This window comes from Aerococcus sp. UBA6277, from assembly GCF_002440555.1.
Lineage (GTDB): Bacteria > Bacillota > Bacilli > Lactobacillales > Aerococcaceae > Aerococcus.
The window spans coordinates 14,253-31,250 of sequence record NZ_DJUR01000040.1 but is presented as its reverse complement, the minus strand read 5'-3'; the positions used below and the strand labels follow the sequence as shown (position 1 = coordinate 31,250).

At 38.7% G+C, this 16,998-nt stretch carries 15 protein-coding genes; 12 read left to right on the top strand and 3 right to left on the bottom strand.

Annotation, left to right across the window (positions count from 1 at the left end; all coding sequences use genetic code 11):
• Positions 1-335: 335 nt before the first annotated feature.
• On the bottom strand, positions 336-947 hold the full coding sequence (lexA, locus tag B2V22_RS07150; protein ID WP_290491461.1) for a transcriptional repressor LexA: 612 nt from the start codon (positions 945-947) through the stop codon (positions 336-338).
• Between the two features lie 198 nt (positions 948-1,145).
• On the opposite strand from lexA, the gene B2V22_RS07145 reads away from it, so the two are divergent.
• Positions 1,146-2,069, top strand: coding sequence for a diacylglycerol/lipid kinase family protein (locus B2V22_RS07145; RefSeq protein ID WP_290491459.1), 924 nt, complete (start codon positions 1,146-1,148; stop codon positions 2,067-2,069).
• 124 nt (positions 2,070-2,193) lie between these two features.
• On the opposite strand, the gene B2V22_RS07140 is transcribed toward B2V22_RS07145, so the two are convergent.
• Positions 2,194-3,858: an NFACT RNA binding domain-containing protein gene (locus tag B2V22_RS07140; RefSeq protein WP_290491457.1), complete on the bottom strand. Its 1,665-nt coding sequence runs from the start codon at positions 3,856-3,858 to the stop codon at positions 2,194-2,196.
• A 430-nt stretch (positions 3,859-4,288) separates the two neighbouring features.
• Here B2V22_RS07140 and B2V22_RS07135 point away from each other — a divergent pair, with 430 nt between their 5' ends.
• From B2V22_RS07135 to B2V22_RS07125, 3 genes are read left to right on the top strand one after another with little or no spacing between them, the layout of a single operon-like run.
• The gene (locus tag B2V22_RS07135) at positions 4,289-5,356 is read left to right on the top strand and encodes an ABC transporter substrate-binding protein (protein WP_290491455.1); all 1,068 of its coding nucleotides are present in this window, start codon (positions 4,289-4,291) and stop codon (positions 5,354-5,356) included.
• 12 nt (positions 5,357-5,368) lie between these two features.
• The gene (locus tag B2V22_RS07130) at positions 5,369-6,259 is read left to right on the top strand and encodes an ABC transporter permease (protein ID WP_290491453.1); all 891 of its coding nucleotides are present in this window, start codon (positions 5,369-5,371) and stop codon (positions 6,257-6,259) included.
• Positions 6,259-7,059 carry an ABC transporter ATP-binding protein gene (locus B2V22_RS07125; RefSeq protein ID WP_290491451.1) on the top strand — a complete coding sequence of 267 codons (801 nt, stop codon included), beginning with the start codon at positions 6,259-6,261 and terminating at the stop codon, positions 7,057-7,059. Before B2V22_RS07130 ends, B2V22_RS07125 begins: the two co-directional genes overlap by 1 nt.
• Positions 7,060-7,172: 113 nt before the next feature.
• Here B2V22_RS07125 and nrdH read toward each other — a convergent pair whose 3' ends face one another.
• Positions 7,173-7,394, bottom strand: coding sequence for a glutaredoxin-like protein NrdH (gene nrdH, locus B2V22_RS07120; RefSeq protein ID WP_290491449.1), 222 nt, complete (start codon positions 7,392-7,394; stop codon positions 7,173-7,175).
• Between the two features lie 271 nt (positions 7,395-7,665).
• Here nrdH and B2V22_RS07115 point away from each other — a divergent pair, with 271 nt between their 5' ends.
• The 8 genes from B2V22_RS07115 to B2V22_RS07080 all read left to right on the top strand — a co-directional run bounded on the left by B2V22_RS07115 (position 7,666) and on the right by B2V22_RS07080 (position 16,998).
• A complete protein-coding gene (locus B2V22_RS07115; RefSeq protein WP_349680119.1) occupies positions 7,666-8,085 on the top strand; it encodes an ABC transporter substrate-binding protein in 420 nt (139 codons plus the stop codon).
• A gap of 310 nt (positions 8,086-8,395) precedes the next feature.
• On the top strand, positions 8,396-9,739 hold the full coding sequence (gene gdhA / locus B2V22_RS07110) for an NADP-specific glutamate dehydrogenase (protein WP_290491447.1): 1,344 nt from the start codon (positions 8,396-8,398) through the stop codon (positions 9,737-9,739).
• A 116-nt stretch (positions 9,740-9,855) separates the two neighbouring features.
• A complete protein-coding gene (locus B2V22_RS07105) occupies positions 9,856-10,752 on the top strand; it encodes an NAD(P)H-hydrate dehydratase (RefSeq protein ID WP_290491445.1) in 897 nt (298 codons plus the stop codon).
• 25 nt (positions 10,753-10,777) lie between these two features.
• A complete protein-coding gene (locus B2V22_RS07100) occupies positions 10,778-11,248 on the top strand; it encodes an NUDIX hydrolase (RefSeq protein WP_290491443.1) in 471 nt (156 codons plus the stop codon).
• 173 nt (positions 11,249-11,421) lie between these two features.
• Complete coding sequence (locus B2V22_RS07095) at positions 11,422-12,192, top strand: DeoR/GlpR family DNA-binding transcription regulator (RefSeq protein ID WP_290491442.1); 771 nt, start codon at positions 11,422-11,424, stop codon at positions 12,190-12,192.
• On the top strand, positions 12,189-13,106 hold the full coding sequence (pfkB, locus tag B2V22_RS07090) for a 1-phosphofructokinase (protein ID WP_290491440.1): 918 nt from the start codon (positions 12,189-12,191) through the stop codon (positions 13,104-13,106). Before B2V22_RS07095 ends, pfkB begins: the two co-directional genes overlap by 4 nt.
• A 30-nt stretch (positions 13,107-13,136) precedes the next feature.
• Positions 13,137-15,050: a PTS fructose transporter subunit IIABC gene (locus B2V22_RS07085; protein ID WP_290491439.1), complete on the top strand. Its 1,914-nt coding sequence runs from the start codon at positions 13,137-13,139 to the stop codon at positions 15,048-15,050.
• A 238-nt stretch (positions 15,051-15,288) separates the two neighbouring features.
• Positions 15,289-16,998 carry an ABC transporter ATP-binding protein gene (locus B2V22_RS07080; protein ID WP_290491437.1) on the top strand — a complete coding sequence of 570 codons (1,710 nt, stop codon included), beginning with the start codon at positions 15,289-15,291 and terminating at the stop codon, positions 16,996-16,998.

The following is a 16,998-nucleotide window of genomic DNA, read 5'->3' as shown; positions in this document are numbered from 1 at the left end:
CAACACTATTTGTAAAAGAACCGTTTTTTTTAGTAAAAAAAACTGGTGTAGGGATAGAATTTAGCCTGGAATATTCAATTCAGATAGGGCGTATAAGACGGCAGCCTCGGCTAACGTGACCAAGTCTTCAATAACAGAACATCAAATTCAACGACTATATATTGCTTCATCTGTTTTGAGCCTCCAAATTGAAATATCTGTTGATATAGGTCTAGCGGATATTTCAAAAATATAAATAAGCGATTTGTATTTAACCATCGACCGGCTTTATTAGCGGCCAAAAAAAAACCATGATAGTCATCTCATTCAAAAGATGCTTATCATGGTGTAAGGGATTAATATGTATGTTCTCTGAATAAACTAATTACACGACCTAAAATTTGCACGTCTGGTAAGATAATAGGCTCTAAACTATGATTTTCTGGTTGCAATCGGATATACCCATCTTCCTTAAAGAATCGTTTACAAGTGGCTTCGCCTTCGTCTGTCATGGCGATTACAATATCACCATTGTTGGCAGAGACTTCTTGACGAACAATCACGAAGTCTCCGTCTAAGATACCAGCTTCAATCATTGAATCACCTCGGATTTTTAACATAAATAGGGATTCTGATTGGTTCTTCAAAGTAGGTGGAATTGGGAAATAATCTTCAATTTCTTCAACAGCAGTAATTGGTTGACCGGCCGTTACCGTACCAATCATTGGAATACCTTGACTAGATACACCTAGTAATTCTAAGCCTTTATCTGTGATTTCCATAGCACGCGGTTTAGTCGCGTTCCGAAGTAGATAACCTTGCTTTTCTAATTGAGAAAGGTGGCCATGGACTGTAGAAGTTGAAGATAGGTTCACGGCTTCACAGATTTCCCTAACTGTTGGAGGGAACCCTTGACTTTGAATGTTTGAATAGACGCATTTTAGAATTTGTAGATGACGCTCTTTCATTAGCTGTACTCCTTTTTTGTGGGTTATGAGTTCTAACTATTCACGTTTTATTTATGTTCAGTATAGCACATATGTTCGGTCAATACAAACGTACATTCGATGAATATGACATTCTGACCAACATTCGTCTAGTAGCCTGGTGTTTGGTATAATAAGGGACATATTCATACACGTGATAAGATAAAAGAGGTGTCAGACATGGGAAATAAGGGTTTCTTATTTATTTTTAACCAAGCAGCTGGGAAAAAGAAGAAGGCCGATACGAATGCATTGGTATTGGATCGAGCTTCAAAAGCAGGATTGAATAAAGACGATATATTTTTAGTATATTCGACATCGAAGACCTCAAGCCAATTTTTGATTGACCGTTTTTCCGAAAAATATCGAGATGGGGTAGTTGTTGCCTGTGGTGGGGATGGCACTGTCCATTCAATCGGGAATTTGATGATAGATACCGAGCTTACTTTTGCCATCTTACCCTTAGGTACCGGGAATGACTTATATATGGGCTTATACGGTAAGCGTTCGGTTAAAGACCAGATTGACCATATTTTTAAGGGTAAAACAAGCGAAACGGATGCCATTTATATTCCTGAATTAGACTTGTATACTATGAATATTTTGAGTGTTGGCGCTGATGCGAATGTTGTTTTCCAAGCCAATGATTTTAAAGAAAACAATAAATTCTTACAAAAATATGCCTATATAGCTTCGATTCCAAGGGCCTTACAAGCAGGTACGGCATTCGATATTGACCTAACAGCAAAAAAAGATGGAGTAGAGTTGAAGCTAATGGATGGACCATATATTCTGGCCGCATTATGTAACGGGGTTATGTATGGTGGTGGTTTTAAGATCAACCCTGATGGTCAAGTGAGTGACGGCCTTCTAGAACTGGTTTATGTACAGACAATGTCAATGAATAAAATATGGGCTATATTATACAAGTTTTTTTCTGGAAAACATGAAGATTTGAAAGAACTACAGAGTTTACTATGTGATGAAGTTGTTTATACCAGTAAGGATGGTAGCCCGATGATTTTGAACTGTGATGGTGAAATTTATCAATTACCAACATTTACCTGTCAGGTGAAGAAACATGCTTATAAACGGATTATTTAGAAAATATATATAGTAAAAAAGACCGATTGGTTTGATGACTAACCTTGCTAGCGAGCTAGGGGGTTGAGCAATCTGCCAATCGATCTTTTTGCATATTCAATTGATGCGTTTTTAATATTGACGCTTAAACGATTTTTGTTGGTGTGACAAAGACGGTTTTTTGTTGAAAGTAATTCACGAATCCAGGTTTACTTCCATTTGGTTTTTTCACGTGTTTTACTTGCGTGTAATCAACGGGCACATTATTGGATTGGCTATATTTTGAGAAGGCTGCGGCTAATTCAGCTGCTTGGGTGATTTCAGCTTCACTAGGGTCACTGGTTTCTAAAATAACGTGTGAACCAGGAATATCCTTGGCATGGAACCAAAAGTGGTTTTTATTGGCCTGACGCATGGTTAATTGGTCGTTTTGTTTGTTGTTTCGACCTACTAAAATCCGGTTACCTTCCGCAGTTTCATATTCACGCGGTTTAGCTGAGGCATTATTTGACCGTTTTTTCTTATCTTGCTTTTGCTTTTTAAGATAGCCTTGGTCAATTAATTCATCCCGAATATCCGCTAATTCGTTTGGTTCAGCGAAGTTCAATTGGGTTTGAATAGATTCCAAATACTGGATTTCAGCTTCAGCAACGACTTTTTGTTTTTCAATATGATTAATAGCATTCCGTAGTTTATTATACTTATGGTAGTATTTCTGCGCATTCTGTGACGGTGTCAAGGCAGGGTCTAAACTAATGGTAATGGGTTGATCATTGTCGTAGTAGTTGGCTAGTGTCACCTCAGTTTGGCCTTTTTCAATTTGATAAAGGAAAGTTGTCAATAATTCACCTTTTAACTGGAAAGTATCGGCCTTAGCTGATTTCTCCAAGTCTTGGTTTAAATTGGCCAAACGTTTATGTTGATGACTCAAATTCTTCTCAACGACTTGAATAATGGCATTACCCACTTGACGGACATAATCTTGCTTACTTTTCTCTGCATAATAAGCTGTTAATAAGGCACTCAAATCGTCATAATGACTTTCTTCCCCTGAAATTGTCGTGTAAGGGAAGACCAAGAAGTGTTGCTTATCATCTTGGACCACTAAGGTTGGATTCGGATTTTCAAAGCCCGCACAGAAGTCTTGAATCACTTGATAAGGTTTACGACTATCTTTTTCAATTAAACTTGCTAATTCAATTGCTGAATCACGACCTAGCCCCATGAGTTGACTCTGTAGGAACTTGGCCGTCATTAACGACTTGTCGCTTTCAAAGTTTTCGCCAACCTTAAAGGGATTAACCTGGTTTTGGTTTGGGGGCAGTTGGTACGTCGCACCAGGTAGGATCGTTCTATAGGTATTTTGGTACATAGGCACATGTTTGATGGCATCGATAATCTGTTTATCATTATCTAATAAGAAGATATTTGAATGACGACCCATAATTTCAACAATCAATTGTTGCTGACTAGCATCGCCTAATTCATCTCGTCTAGTTAAATTGAAGAGGATAATTCGGTCATTGTCGTACTGTTCAATGCTATCAATAATGTTCCCTTCAACGTACTTACGCAATACCATAGTAAAGTTTGGTGGGGTTTCTGGGTTATTATAAGCTTGTTCTGTAACTTGGATACGCCCAAAACTTGGATGGGCTGAGATCAATAATTTGTGGTTTTTGCGATTAGCGCGAATTGTTAAAACCAATTCCATCTCGTATGGCTGTTGGATTTTATGAATGCGTCCGCCTGCAAATGTTGTATTTAATTCTTTAATCAGTGCATGGGTAAACATACCGTCAAATGACATGTAAGCACCACCTTCCTAGCATTTCATTATAAGGGTTATTGGCGATTTTGGCAAAAGATGCGTTTTTTTGCTGACAAGATTTTTTCTAGGCAAAAATCGTTATTTCCCAGATATAATGCTTGTCATTTTTCTCATGATTTGTTAATATTTGTTTAACGAGATATCAAAGACGAAGGGAGCCACTCAAATGTTAACTACTGTGCAAACAATGAAATATTGGCAAAGCCACATGAATTAGTTGTATCTGCACGAGTGCGCATAGATACAACTTCAGTTTTCTGGACTGTATTTATGTGGAGAAAAATTTGAGCCTTTCAAAATAACCCCCACATAGACATGATAGTAATGATTTACCAATCAACTATGTGGGACCTAGCGTCCTACAGTTTAGAGTAGGGCGTTTTTTATTGTCAAAATTAGGAGGAAAGACATGAAGAAAATTTCAAGTATGGGCGCGGTATTAGTGATTGCCCTTTTTGCATTATATCTTGTAATGCCAACCCTTATTGCAAAACGAGAGGGACTAGAGGCCGCAAGTCAAGAGGTAGATGAATCTCAATTAGTGGAAACAGAAGAAGACATCATTATTGGTTTATTACAATTTATCCAACATCCTTCATTAGACCAAATTAGAGATGGTTTCTATGATGGTATGGCTGAACGTGGCTATGTAGATGGTGAAAACATCACAATTGACTATCAAAATGGCCAAGGAAACCAATCTGACTTAGCCATGATTGCGAATGCTTTTCTTGCTGAAAATGCTGATATTTTAGTCGGTATCGCAACGCCAGCTGCGCAAGCTTTAGCCAATGCCGCTAACGGCGATCGCCCGGTGATCTTATCTGCGGTATCAGACCCCGCTAACAACGGTTTTATCGCTTCTGATGAACAACCAGGGGCTAACGTAACAGGGGTTACAGATATGGCACCAGTGGCAGAACAATTTGATTTAATGCAAGACATTTTACCAGACATGGAAAATGTGGGCATCATTTATAACTCTTCAGAATCGAATGTAACGAAAACGGTTAGTGAAGCCAAGGGTGAAGCCGAATCAAGAGGGTTGAACGTAGTAGAATCTACCATTACTTCAACAAATGATCTAGCGTCAGTCGCTGAACAATTAGCTGGCCAAGTGGATGTTATCTGGGTACCGAACGACAATACAATTGCTAGTGCTATGGATACCTTAATTCAAGTAACAGATGCAAACGGGATACCAGTTATTCCAGTGGTAGACGCTATGGTTGCTGATGGTGGGTTAGCGACAGTTGGTATCAACCAATATCAATTCGGTTTAGATACAGCGACAGTAGTGGCCGATGTCATTGAGGGCGCAGATACGGCAACTTATCCAATTATCTATAATGACAAAACAGATACCTACATCAATACGGCTAAAGCTGAAGAATTAGGCATTCAACTACCACAAGAATTGATTGATGCGGCCATTGATGTTAACAGTGACGAATACGCTGAATTGGTTGGAGAATAAGGAGGAGACCATATGGACATGATAATTAGTGCTTTTTCTCAAGGGACAATCTGGGCTGTAATGGGTCTCGGCATTTATATCACTTTTAGAATTTTAAATGCACCGGATATGACAACTGAAGGGTCGTTTGTACTAGGTGGTGCCATTGGCGCCCAGATGCTTTACTTTAATATAGATCCTTTCACGTCATTGTTGATTTCATTGTTAGCAGGTATGGCTGCAGGAGCTGTTACAGGTTTTTTAGTAACCCGCTTGAAAATTAATCCGTTATTAGCAGGGATTATTACCATGACAGGGATTTACTCAATCAACTTGAAAATCATGGGTAAGGCTAACATGTCTTTATCAACGGTGACGACTTTAAAAACTGCGATTGCTGGTTTATCCTTACCACGTAATGTAGATACCATTGTGATTGGTTTAATTATTGTAGCAGCAATTATTTTCCTGTTAACTTATTTCTTTAAAACCGAAATGGGGCAAGCTTTGATTGCAACAGGTGATAATATGCAAATGGCTAAATCACTAGGGATTGAAACGTCAGAGATGACTATGCTTGGTTACATGCTAGCCAATGGATTAATCGCTGTGTCAGGTTATATTGTTTCTACTGATAATGGCTATGCTGATATTCAAATGGGTGTTGGTACTGTAGTAATTGGTTTAGCTTCCATTATTATCGGGGAAGTACTATTCCGTAATGTAAAATTAGGCGTTCGTTTTATCACGATCGTAGTGGGCTCAATTATTTACCGTTTACTATTAACGATTGTCTTAATGATGAACTTTGAAGCGAATGACTTCCGTCTATTCTCAGCAATTATCGTTGCTTTATGTCTGGCTATTCCAACCATTCAGAATAAAGTGGCTGACTACCGTGAATATAGAAAGGTGGCTAAATAATGACGACCTTATTAGAAATTAACCAAGCGAGAAAAGTATTTAACAAACGAACACCGGATACCTTTGCAGCTTTAGATAACTTATCATTAACAGTGGAAAAAGGCGACTTCATTACCATTGTCGGGGGTAACGGGGCAGGGAAATCAACCCTATTGAACGCCATTGCAGGTACCTTCCTGTTAGACTCAGGTGCCATCACATTAAACGATAAAGACATTAGTCGTCTTGCTGAGGAGGACCGGGCTAAATTTGTTTCCCGCGTATTTCAAAATCCGTCAATGGGGACAGCACCACGTATGACCGTTGAAGAAAACTTATCATTAGCTTTAAAACGAGGACAAAAACGAGGTTTAGGGTTAGCTATTAAAGATGACAATCGGAAACAATTCCAAGAGGCTTTAAGCCAATTGCATTTAGGATTAGAAAATCGATTGGATGCTGAAATCGGCTTATTATCCGGAGGGCAAAGACAAGCGATTGCTTTATTGATGGCAACTATCACTAAACCAGAAATTTTACTATTAGATGAACATACAGCAGCATTAGACGCAAAGACATCTAAACGCATTTTGGAAATTTCATCTGACCAAGTAAAAGACCATAATCTAACAGCATTAATGATTACTCATAATCTGCAAGATGCCTTATTATATGGTAATCGGATGATCCTTTTACACCACGGTAAAATCATTAAAGATTTTAGTAAAGAAGAAAAAGACCAGTTAACAGCAGGTGATTTATACCAAATCATGGCCGACTTGGCTGAATCAGACTATCAAGAACAAGATAGTTCTATTTAAACAAAGAAAAGCGTCACAGTCCAAATCCTAAATCATGTTGATGAGGAAGAGGGCGTGACGCTTTTTATATAAAACGACTGAAGTTTGACCTTCAGTCGTTTCATTTAATTTGATTAAACTAATTTTGCTAAACGGTCTGGTTGGAAACCGTAGAAAGCTTCTTCATTTTCTGCAACGATTACAGGTACAGCTTGGAAACCCATGCCTTTAACTTCAGCTAACGCTTCTTCTGATTCTGTAACATCGATTGTTTGAAATTCGATTTCTTTTTCAGTTAAAAATTTTTTTGTGAAATTGCATTGCATGCAATTTGGTTTTGTATATACAGTTACCATGATTATCCCCCTAAATATGCCACATGTAGTTGTGATTTATCTTATGAACACAATATATAGGGTTTTTAGTCCTGAGTCAAGTTGTTTAGCTTAAATTATTTTTGCAAAAAATGTAGCTGTTCCAAAAGGTTGATGTATGGGAATTTTCAAAACTTAAAAAAATTCATGAAGATTTATAAGTGCAAATTTGGTACCTCATTCAATATAAATATCGATACGACCAAGGTACAATTCTATCAAAAATAAAAGCCCTTGTCACTTGTAATTTGAAATCAGGGAGAGAATTACAGATTACGATTTAGAAACTGCTCAAAAAAATTGGGAAAATGGTTTAACGGAGGCTGGTATAGATTCTTTATCGTTGGAGATGGTTGCGGCTGATGATGAAGAAAGCCAAATTTTTGCTGAGTATATTCAATCGCAATTAACAGAAAATCTGCAGGGTATTGAAGTTACCATAAAGACTATGCCGTCATCTGCTCGATTTGCAGCCTTATCTGATGGTGACTATGACTTAGGTGTTACTTTCTGGCAAGCTGATTTCGGGGGCCCAATCAACTATTTAGAACGTTTTGATTCCACTATTACCCGCGGAAATTATCAATATGATGAATTGGATGAATTGGTGGCTCAAAGTCGTGCGCAGGCCCTTGATCCTAGTGGTAGATGGGAAACGCTGATTATGCTTTAAAAAGCTGGCTTAGATGATTATGCTGTTCAGATTCCAGTTTACCAGTCTTACCAATCTATTCTAGAAAATCCACATGTATCAGATATTAACCGACCAGGTCAATCTTATATCAACTATAGATGGGCCGATATTCAAACAGCGGAGTAGGCTAATGACAGATTATCTAACGTAAAAGACTATGCTTTCAATATTCCTTGTAAAAATGTTTATCATTTTGTCACAAAAAACTTTTCTTCTTTAATGATTTTGTATATAATAAGTACTGTTCTCATTATATTGTAATAATTTAGAACAGAAAGTAGGAATTTACATGAATGCACAAGAATATATTAAGGTCACTCAAGAAAAATGGCACAAGCAATATGAAGCTGAACCAGAATTCATCCAAGTTTTAGACGAATTCTTAGATTCTGTTGCGCCAGTAATTGAAGAGCATCCTGAATATGTAGAAAAAAACATTCTACAAATTCTAGCGATTCCAGAAAGAATCATTTCTTTCCGTGTTCCTTGGACTGATGATCAAGGAAATGCTCAAGTAAATACTGGTTACCGAGTACAATTTAACTCAGCGCTAGGACCTTATAAAGGTGGGCTTCGTTTCCATCCTACAGTAAACCAAAGTATCCTTAAATTCTTAGGTTTTGAACAAATCTTTAAAAACTCACTTACTGGTCAACCTATCGGTGGTGGTAAAGGTGGGGCTGACTTTGATCCGAAAGGTAAGTCAGACAACGAAATTATGCGATTCTGCCAAAGCTTTATGACGGAATTACAAAAACATATCGGTCCAGATAAAGATGTACCAGCTGGTGATATCGGTGTTGGTGGACGTGAGATTGGTTTCTTATTCGGCCAATACAAAAAATTACGTGGCTTCGAAAATGGTGTCTTAACTGGTAAACCATTATTATATGGTGGTTCATTAGCACGTACTGAAGCAACTGGATACGGTGCAGTATACTTCTTAGATGAGATGTTGAAAGCTAAAAACGACACAATTGAAGGTAAACGCGCGATTATATCTGGTGCGGGTAACGTAGCTATCTACGCTGCTGAAAAACTTCAAGAACTTGGCGGTACAGCGATTTCAGTATCAGATTCAACAGGTTACATCATTGATGAAACTGGTATTGACGTAGCCCTTTTACGTGATGTAAAAGAAGTTCGCCGTGAACGTTTAACTGCATATGCAGAAGCTAAACCCTCAGCAAGCTATTTTGAAGGTTCTGTCTGGGACCACGAAATTGCAGCTGACTTAGCAATCCCAGCAGCTACACAAAATGAAGTGAAAAAACCACAAGCTGATCAATTAGTTAAAAATGGCGTGAAATTCATTTCCGAAGGCGCTAACATGCCTTTAGATGCACCAGCAACAGAAACATTATTAGCAAATGATGTTTACGTTGGACCAGCGAAAGCTGCCAATGCCGGTGGTGTAGCTGTTTCTGCTCTAGAAATGGCACAAAATAGTCAACGTCAAAGCTGGACTTTTGAAGAAGTTGACGGCATGTTACAAGACATCATGAAAAATATCTTCAGCGAGTCTAAAGAAGCCGCAAGCACATACGGTAAAGAGGATAACTTAATTGCCGGTGCAAACATTGCTGGTTTCAAAAAAGTTGCAGATGCAATGATTTCTCAAGGTTTAGTATAATTCAAATATATAACACATGATTTGTAAGCAAGAGGTTGGCTAATATGGCCAACCTTTTTGCGTATAAAGGGTTAGGCATATGCTTTTACTAGTGCTAGAATGAAAGAAAAGGGGTGATGGTTGTGACATTATCAAAGGTTGATTTGAATTTAACAGCTATAAAAAATCTCATACCAGTTCGTGACGTGGATGCCTATAAGAATCTGTTTGGTCATGTCCTGATTATTGCAGGGAACCGTGCCATGGGTGGTGCAGCTCAAATGGCGACTATGGCTACAGTCAATTCAGGCGCAGGTTTAACCACGATTGCAACTGATTCAGCTAACTTGCCTGCTATTCATACTGTTTTGCCGGAAGCTATGATCATCGATTGGGCGGATGTGTCAGCTATCAAGCAAATGATTGGTAAAGTGGATGTACTATTGGTTGGACCTGGATTCGGAATGAATAACCTGGACTTATGGCAGCTAATCAAAAACATAATTGCATCTGCAAAACGCTCGTTGAAGATTATCTTGGACGCAGATGCTTTAAATTTACTGGCGGCAGATTTGGCAGAAGATGAAGAGAAGACAATCCAAGAATTACTTACCCCGGACAATCAACATGAAATCATTTTGACACCGCATCAAGGAGAATGGCGTAGACTGACTGCAGGAAAAATCCCGGCCGATGACCAAGCGAGCATTCAAAATTGGGTAGACCTAGAGGGTACTATCCTAGTACTGAAAGGGTCATCAACGGAAATTTATGTGCCAAATGAGCGGGTCAGTTACCGAAATACTGGGGGGAATCCTGGCATGGCGACTGGCGGTATGGGGGACACGCTAGCGGGGATGGTTGCTGGTTTAGCAGGTCAATTAAACAAAACGGTGGATGCAGTTAAGCTAGGCGTTTTCTTGCATTCCTACATTGGTGACCAGCTGTATGAAGACCACTACGTTGTCCTACCGAGTCAAATTAGCAAACGAATTCCTTATACAATGAAAGAAATCTCAAAAAAAGAACTTTAGATATAAAATTAGAAAGTGGGATGAAATGACAAGTAAGAAATTGCGATATACCAACCCTTCAGCGGGCATATTAATTTTGACCCGGAAATTGGATGGGCAAAAGCAAGTCCTACTCCAACACAGAGGGCAAACGGAAATGTTAGCGAATAAGTGGGATTGTATATCTGGGCACGTTGAAGCGCAGGAAACAGTACGCCAAGCCATGGTTCGAGAAGCTTATGAAGAATTGGGCATTCAAATTCAGGTAGATGATCTAACATTTGTAGGTTTAACCCACCTGCGTTTAGATGATGAAACAACTTACTATAATATATATCTGACGACAGACCGATTTATGGGTACACCCCAAATAATGGAAACCGATAAACATGATGATTTAAAATGGGTGAACCTGACTGATTTACAAGCTATGGCGGAGGCAATCGTCAAAAATCGCTATGAAGCCATTCAACATTTGGGGCAACCACCATTTTATTCAGAAGAAGGATTTGCATAAGAGGCCATAATGATAAGTATTTTATATGGAAGAGGATATGAATTTTGTTGTTCTCTTTTTTATTTGAAAGAAAATGATTGATTCTGGATGTTTTTGCGTGTATAATGGTTGTGGTATTGAGTAAGCGTTTGCATTCCCTTTACAAAATATTTATGTGAAAGGATTTCAAAAAAGTGTTATTAGAAGAACGAAAAACCATCATTTTAGATTACCTAAATCAGCATCATATGGTCGATTTGCAGACCTTAGTCACTATGACTAGTGCCAGCGAATCAACCTTGCGTCGTGATTTAGATAGTATGGAAGATGAAGGACTCTTAATTCGCGTTCATGGTGGTGCCAAATTGAAAAAGGGGGCTAATCATGTAATTGGAGAAGAACCCCGATTTAGTGATAAGGTACTCAATAATGCGAATGAGAAGCGAATCATTGCTCAATATGCAGTGAGTCTGATAGAAAAAGGCGAAACTATTTATCTAGATGCCGGTACAACATCCTTACTAATGCTTGATTTTATCACACCAGACATGCAATTAAATATCGTTACGAATGGTGTTGATCAAGCGATTGTCGCAGCTGGTAAAGGTTTGAATATCCAATTGTTAGGGGGCACCTTACGGGCTAATACCCAAGCAATTGTTGGCCAAAGCGCTCATAAACAATTAAAGAAATACCATTTTCACCATGTATTTTTAGGGATGAATGGTATCGATTTAAATGATGGACTGACGACAACTGACGAAGCAGAAGCCTTTTTGAAAGAGCAGGCATCCAGTCAAAGTATAGACGTTCATGTCGTGGTTGACCAAAGTAAGTTTGAGAAGACTTATCCAATCACGGTTACCTTAGATTGTGAATTCCAAGTTGTTACAAATATTTTTAAAGATCGACATGCAAAAGAAGATTTTACTCAAGTATATAAAATAAAGGAGGTCAACAATTGATTTATACACTAACGTTAAATCCATCAATCGATTACTTAATGTACATTGATGAGATCCAAACAGGGAAGACGAATAGATCAACGCGTGAACAGATGTTACCAGGTGGGAAAGGGATTAATGTATCCCGAATCCTAAACCAATTTGAAGTACCCAATATTGCCTTAGGGTTTGTAGGTGGTTTCTCAGGGGAATTTATCCGCGAATGGTTGGAAAAAGAAGGGTCATCCACTCAATTTATCGAAATTTCTAGTCCAACACGTATAAATGTGAAGACTAAAGGAACAAGTGAAACAGAAATTAACGGAGCAGGCCCTGTCATCGATGAAGAGGCGATTAACCAATTGCGCCAACAAATTCAAATGATGACTTCAGAAGACTTGATAGTCCTATCGGGTAGTAAAGCACAAGGATTACCGGAAGATTTCTACTTAAGCTTGATTAGCTTATTGAAAGAACGAGGTATTCCATTCATCTTCGATACAGCAAGCCAAGAATTAATCGAAGCCTTACCAATGGCACCACTTTTAGTCAAACCAAACCAGGATGAGTTAGGTGACTTATTTGGTGTTGAAATTAATTCACTAGATGACGTTGTTTTATACGGTAAGAAGTTACAAGAATTAGGTGCAGAAAATGTCGTTGTATCACTAGGTGGTGACGGTGCCTTATTTATTGACAAAGACCGTATTGTTAAGGCTGATGCACCTCAAGGTACAGTTATCAATACAGTTGGATCTGGTGACTCAATGATTGCCGGATTTGTTGCTGGATTACAGCAAGGTTTACCAGCTTCTCAAGCCTTCGTACTAGCGGTACAAAGTGGGAGTGCCACAGCATTTAAGGAAGACTTGGCAGAGAAGCAAGACATTGATGCCTTAAACGGGGCAGTCGGTCTATCATTTTTACATAAATAAAGTTTACAGTCGTAAATGAAGGAGATAGGTATGAAAATTACGGATATTTTACGTGAAGAATTAATGATTCTTGACGTGAAGGCAGATAACAAAGCTGCTATTTTAGACGAAATGGTGCAAAAATTAGTAGATACTGGAGCAGTGAGCGACTTTGATAGTTTCCGTTCAGACATCCAAAAACGTGAAGATACTATGAGTACTGGTTTAGGTAATGGTATCGCGATGCCTCACGCGAAAAATGAGGCAGTTACCAAAACTTCAGTTGTATTTGCTAAAAAACCAGGCGGTTTAGACTTCGAATCTTTAGACGGCCAACCAGCTGAATTATTCTTTATGATCGCTGCTGAAGGTGGATCTGCGGACACGCATTTACAAGTACTTGCTGAACTTTCTAAATTATTAATGAATGAAGACTTCATTGCTGCTTTAAAAGGTGCCCAAGATACTGCAGCTATTACAGGTATTTTAAACTTAGCACAAGCACAATTAGACGCAGAAAACAAAGAAGAAGAATCTTCTACTGATGTTTCTGCAGCTGATGTTGACGAAAAGCAACCTTATATCATTGCGGTGACTGCTTGTCCAACTGGTATTGCCCACACTTATATGGCTGAAGATGCTTTGAAGAAAAAAGCAAAAGAACTGGGCGTACAAATTAAAGTTGAAACACGTGGATCTGAAGGCGTTAAACATGGTTTAACTAAAGAAGACATCGACAAAGCAGACGGAATCATTGTTGCGGTAAGTAAAAATGTGCCAATGGGTCGTTTCAACGGTAAAAAAGTGGTTGAACGTCCAGTTGCTGACGGTATCAACAAAACTGAAGAATTGATTAATTTAGCTTTATCTGGCGACGCACCAGTTTACACGACTAACCGTCAAGATGAAGAAGATGCTTCAAGTGAAGACGGTGCAGGTTCAGGTCGCTTCAACTTCAAGTCATTATACAAAGACCTAATGAACGGTATTTCAGCAATGTTACCATTCGTTATCGCTGGTGGTATAATTATCGCCATTTCATTCTTAATTGAACGATTCACCGGTAGCGAATCTGAATTATTCTTAGGGTTCAACGGCATCGGTTCTGCCGCCTTTGCATTCTTAATTCCAGTATTAGCAGGTAATATAGCTAAATCTATCGGTGGTCAACCAGCCTTAGTAGCCGGATTCTCTGCTGGTGCCTTAGCAAATACTGCTGGTGCCGGATTCCTAGGTGGTTTAGTTGGTGGTTTCCTTGCTGGTTATGTGACAATCTTAGTCATTGAAATGCTTAAAGGATTACCAAAATCACTTGCAGGTACTAGAACAATCTTATTCTACCCAGTACTTACCTTATTAATTACTGGTGTTATCATGTACTTTGTATTAGGGCCAATTTTCGCCGGTATCAATACAGGTATGTTGAACTTCCTTGAAAGTCTAGGTACTGCTAACTTAGTATTACTTGGTGCCTTACTTGGTGGTATGATGGCGATCGACATGGGTGGTCCTTTCAATAAAGCAGCATATGCCTTTTCTATTGGTATCTTTACAGATACAGGTGATGGTCAATTTATGGCGGCAGTTATGGCCGGTGGTATGGTGCCACCATTAGCAATCGCTTTGGCGTCAGTTTTATTCAAAAATAAATTTACTAAGACAGAAAAACAATCAGGTTTAACAAACTTCATTATGGGTCTAACATTCATTACTGAGGGTGCTATCCCATTTGCAGCTGCTGATCCATTACGTGTGATTACTTCTAGTGTACTAGGTGCTGCTGTTGCTGGTGGTTTAACACAATTCTGGGCAACTAATGTACCTGCACCACATGGTGGTATCATCACTATGGTGGCGTTAGGTAACCAACCATTACTACTAATCTTAGCGGTAATTATCGGTTCAATTATCTCAGCCTTAGTTTTAGGTTTCTGGAAAAAACCAGTAGCTGAAGAAGACAGATAATCATTTGGATAATAACAATACAAAAAAGCACGAAATTACCAAAAGGTTAATTTCGTGCTTTTTTATTATTAATATCTTGTATATTGGGCCTGATGATTGTCTTGTTTTTGTATTTTTTGAAAAATAAGCTAGTAAAGAATTGTTTAATATAGTTGATAGAGGCTTAATAATGCCAACTAATCAAAAAATTAATGGTATGATATTTTAGAATGAAAATAATCGTGCTAGGAGAGAATGTATGCGGGTTAAAGATATATTACTTAAAAACAAAGGCCAAGCCTTTTTGGCATTTATGGCTAAAGTAGCAGAAGCCATTTTAGAGTTATTAGTACCTATCGTGATGGCTACATTGATTAACATGGGGATTAATCAAGACAATCCATCTGTCATCATTAGACAAGGGATCTTGTTAGCAGTATTGCCTTTACTAGGTTATTTAACGGCCTTGGTTTGTCAATATTTGGCTTCTAAAGTTGCCCAGGATATTGGGACTGAAGTGCGGCTAGAAATGTTTAAAACATTAAACCGCATGGATAGAAAGCAATTGGATACTATTACAGCTTCGTCAGTGGTTTTAAGAATCGAAAACGATACACAAAACTTACAATTGGCCATTGCCTTAATGATTCGTTTGGGTTCTCGTGTACCAGTTTTATTAATTGGTTCAATTGTGATGGCCTTTTATGTGAGTCCAACCTTGGCGCCTATATTTATCATTGGAGGATTGGTCATCGGTGCTATTTTGATATACATTAATATTTTTACCAATAAACAAAATGGCCAAATCCAACGTCGTATGGATCAATTATCACGTATCGTGCGTGAAAACTTTTCAGGTATCCGAGACATTCGTGCTTTCGCCAACGAAAAACATGAGGTCGACCGATTCGAAAAACAAAACCTAACTTTAAAAGGCGAGCAGTTAACAATGGGCGCCTTCCAAGCGCTGGCTAATCCGTCAAGTCTTTTCTTAGTCAACCTAGCCATTGCTTCTATCTTGTTCTTCGGAGGTAGACTGGTAAATAATGGCCAGTTTATGCAAGGGGATGTGGTTGCCTTAGTTCAATATATGAATAATATCCTCCTGGCTTTAAATGTACTGGTGAATATCTTACTTGTATTTAGTCGCGGGATTGCTGGGATTAACCGAATTGATGAGGTTTTATCCATTCAACCAGAAATTTTAAGTGGTCAGGCCAAACTTTCTGGAGATGAACCCTTGGCCATCCAATTTGATGATGTAACATTTGGATATGGAGAGCGTAATACCATTGAAAATATCACAGCTGATATCAAACCTGGTTCTTTCTTTGGGATTATAGGGGGGACGGCATCCGGTAAATCGACCTTAATTAACTTGTTGTTACGTAATGACGATGTCAACCAGGGGCAAATTATCATTAATGATAACTTGATTCAAAACTTAGACCTGAATGCTTACCGCAAAAAAATCGGTCTAGTCCCTCAATCCGCATCCCTATTTACGGGGACCCTTAGAGATAATCTATTGATGGGCAAAAAGGGTATCAGTGACCAAGACTTGTGGCAAGCCTTAGAAATTGCACAAGCCAAGGATTTTGTCGCTCAAAACGACCAGGGCTTAGAAATGCCCGTTCGACAAGGTGGTAAAAACTTTTCAGGTGGACAAAAGCAAAGGCTAACGATTGCCCGTGCCTTAGTTGGCCAACCGCAAGTTTTAATACTAGATGATTCGTCAAGTGCCTTAGACTTCGCCACTGAATCGAAATTACGCCAAGCATTAAGCAAATTAAATACCACTATTATCATGATTTCACAGCGTGTATCTTCAGTACAACAGGCTGATCAAATTTTAGTCATGAATAATGGACGCAGTGCTGGTGTTGGTAGTCACGATGACTTACTAGCATCCAGTGATATATATCAAGCGATTGTTGCTTCGCAAATGCAAGAAGAAAAGGAGGATTAG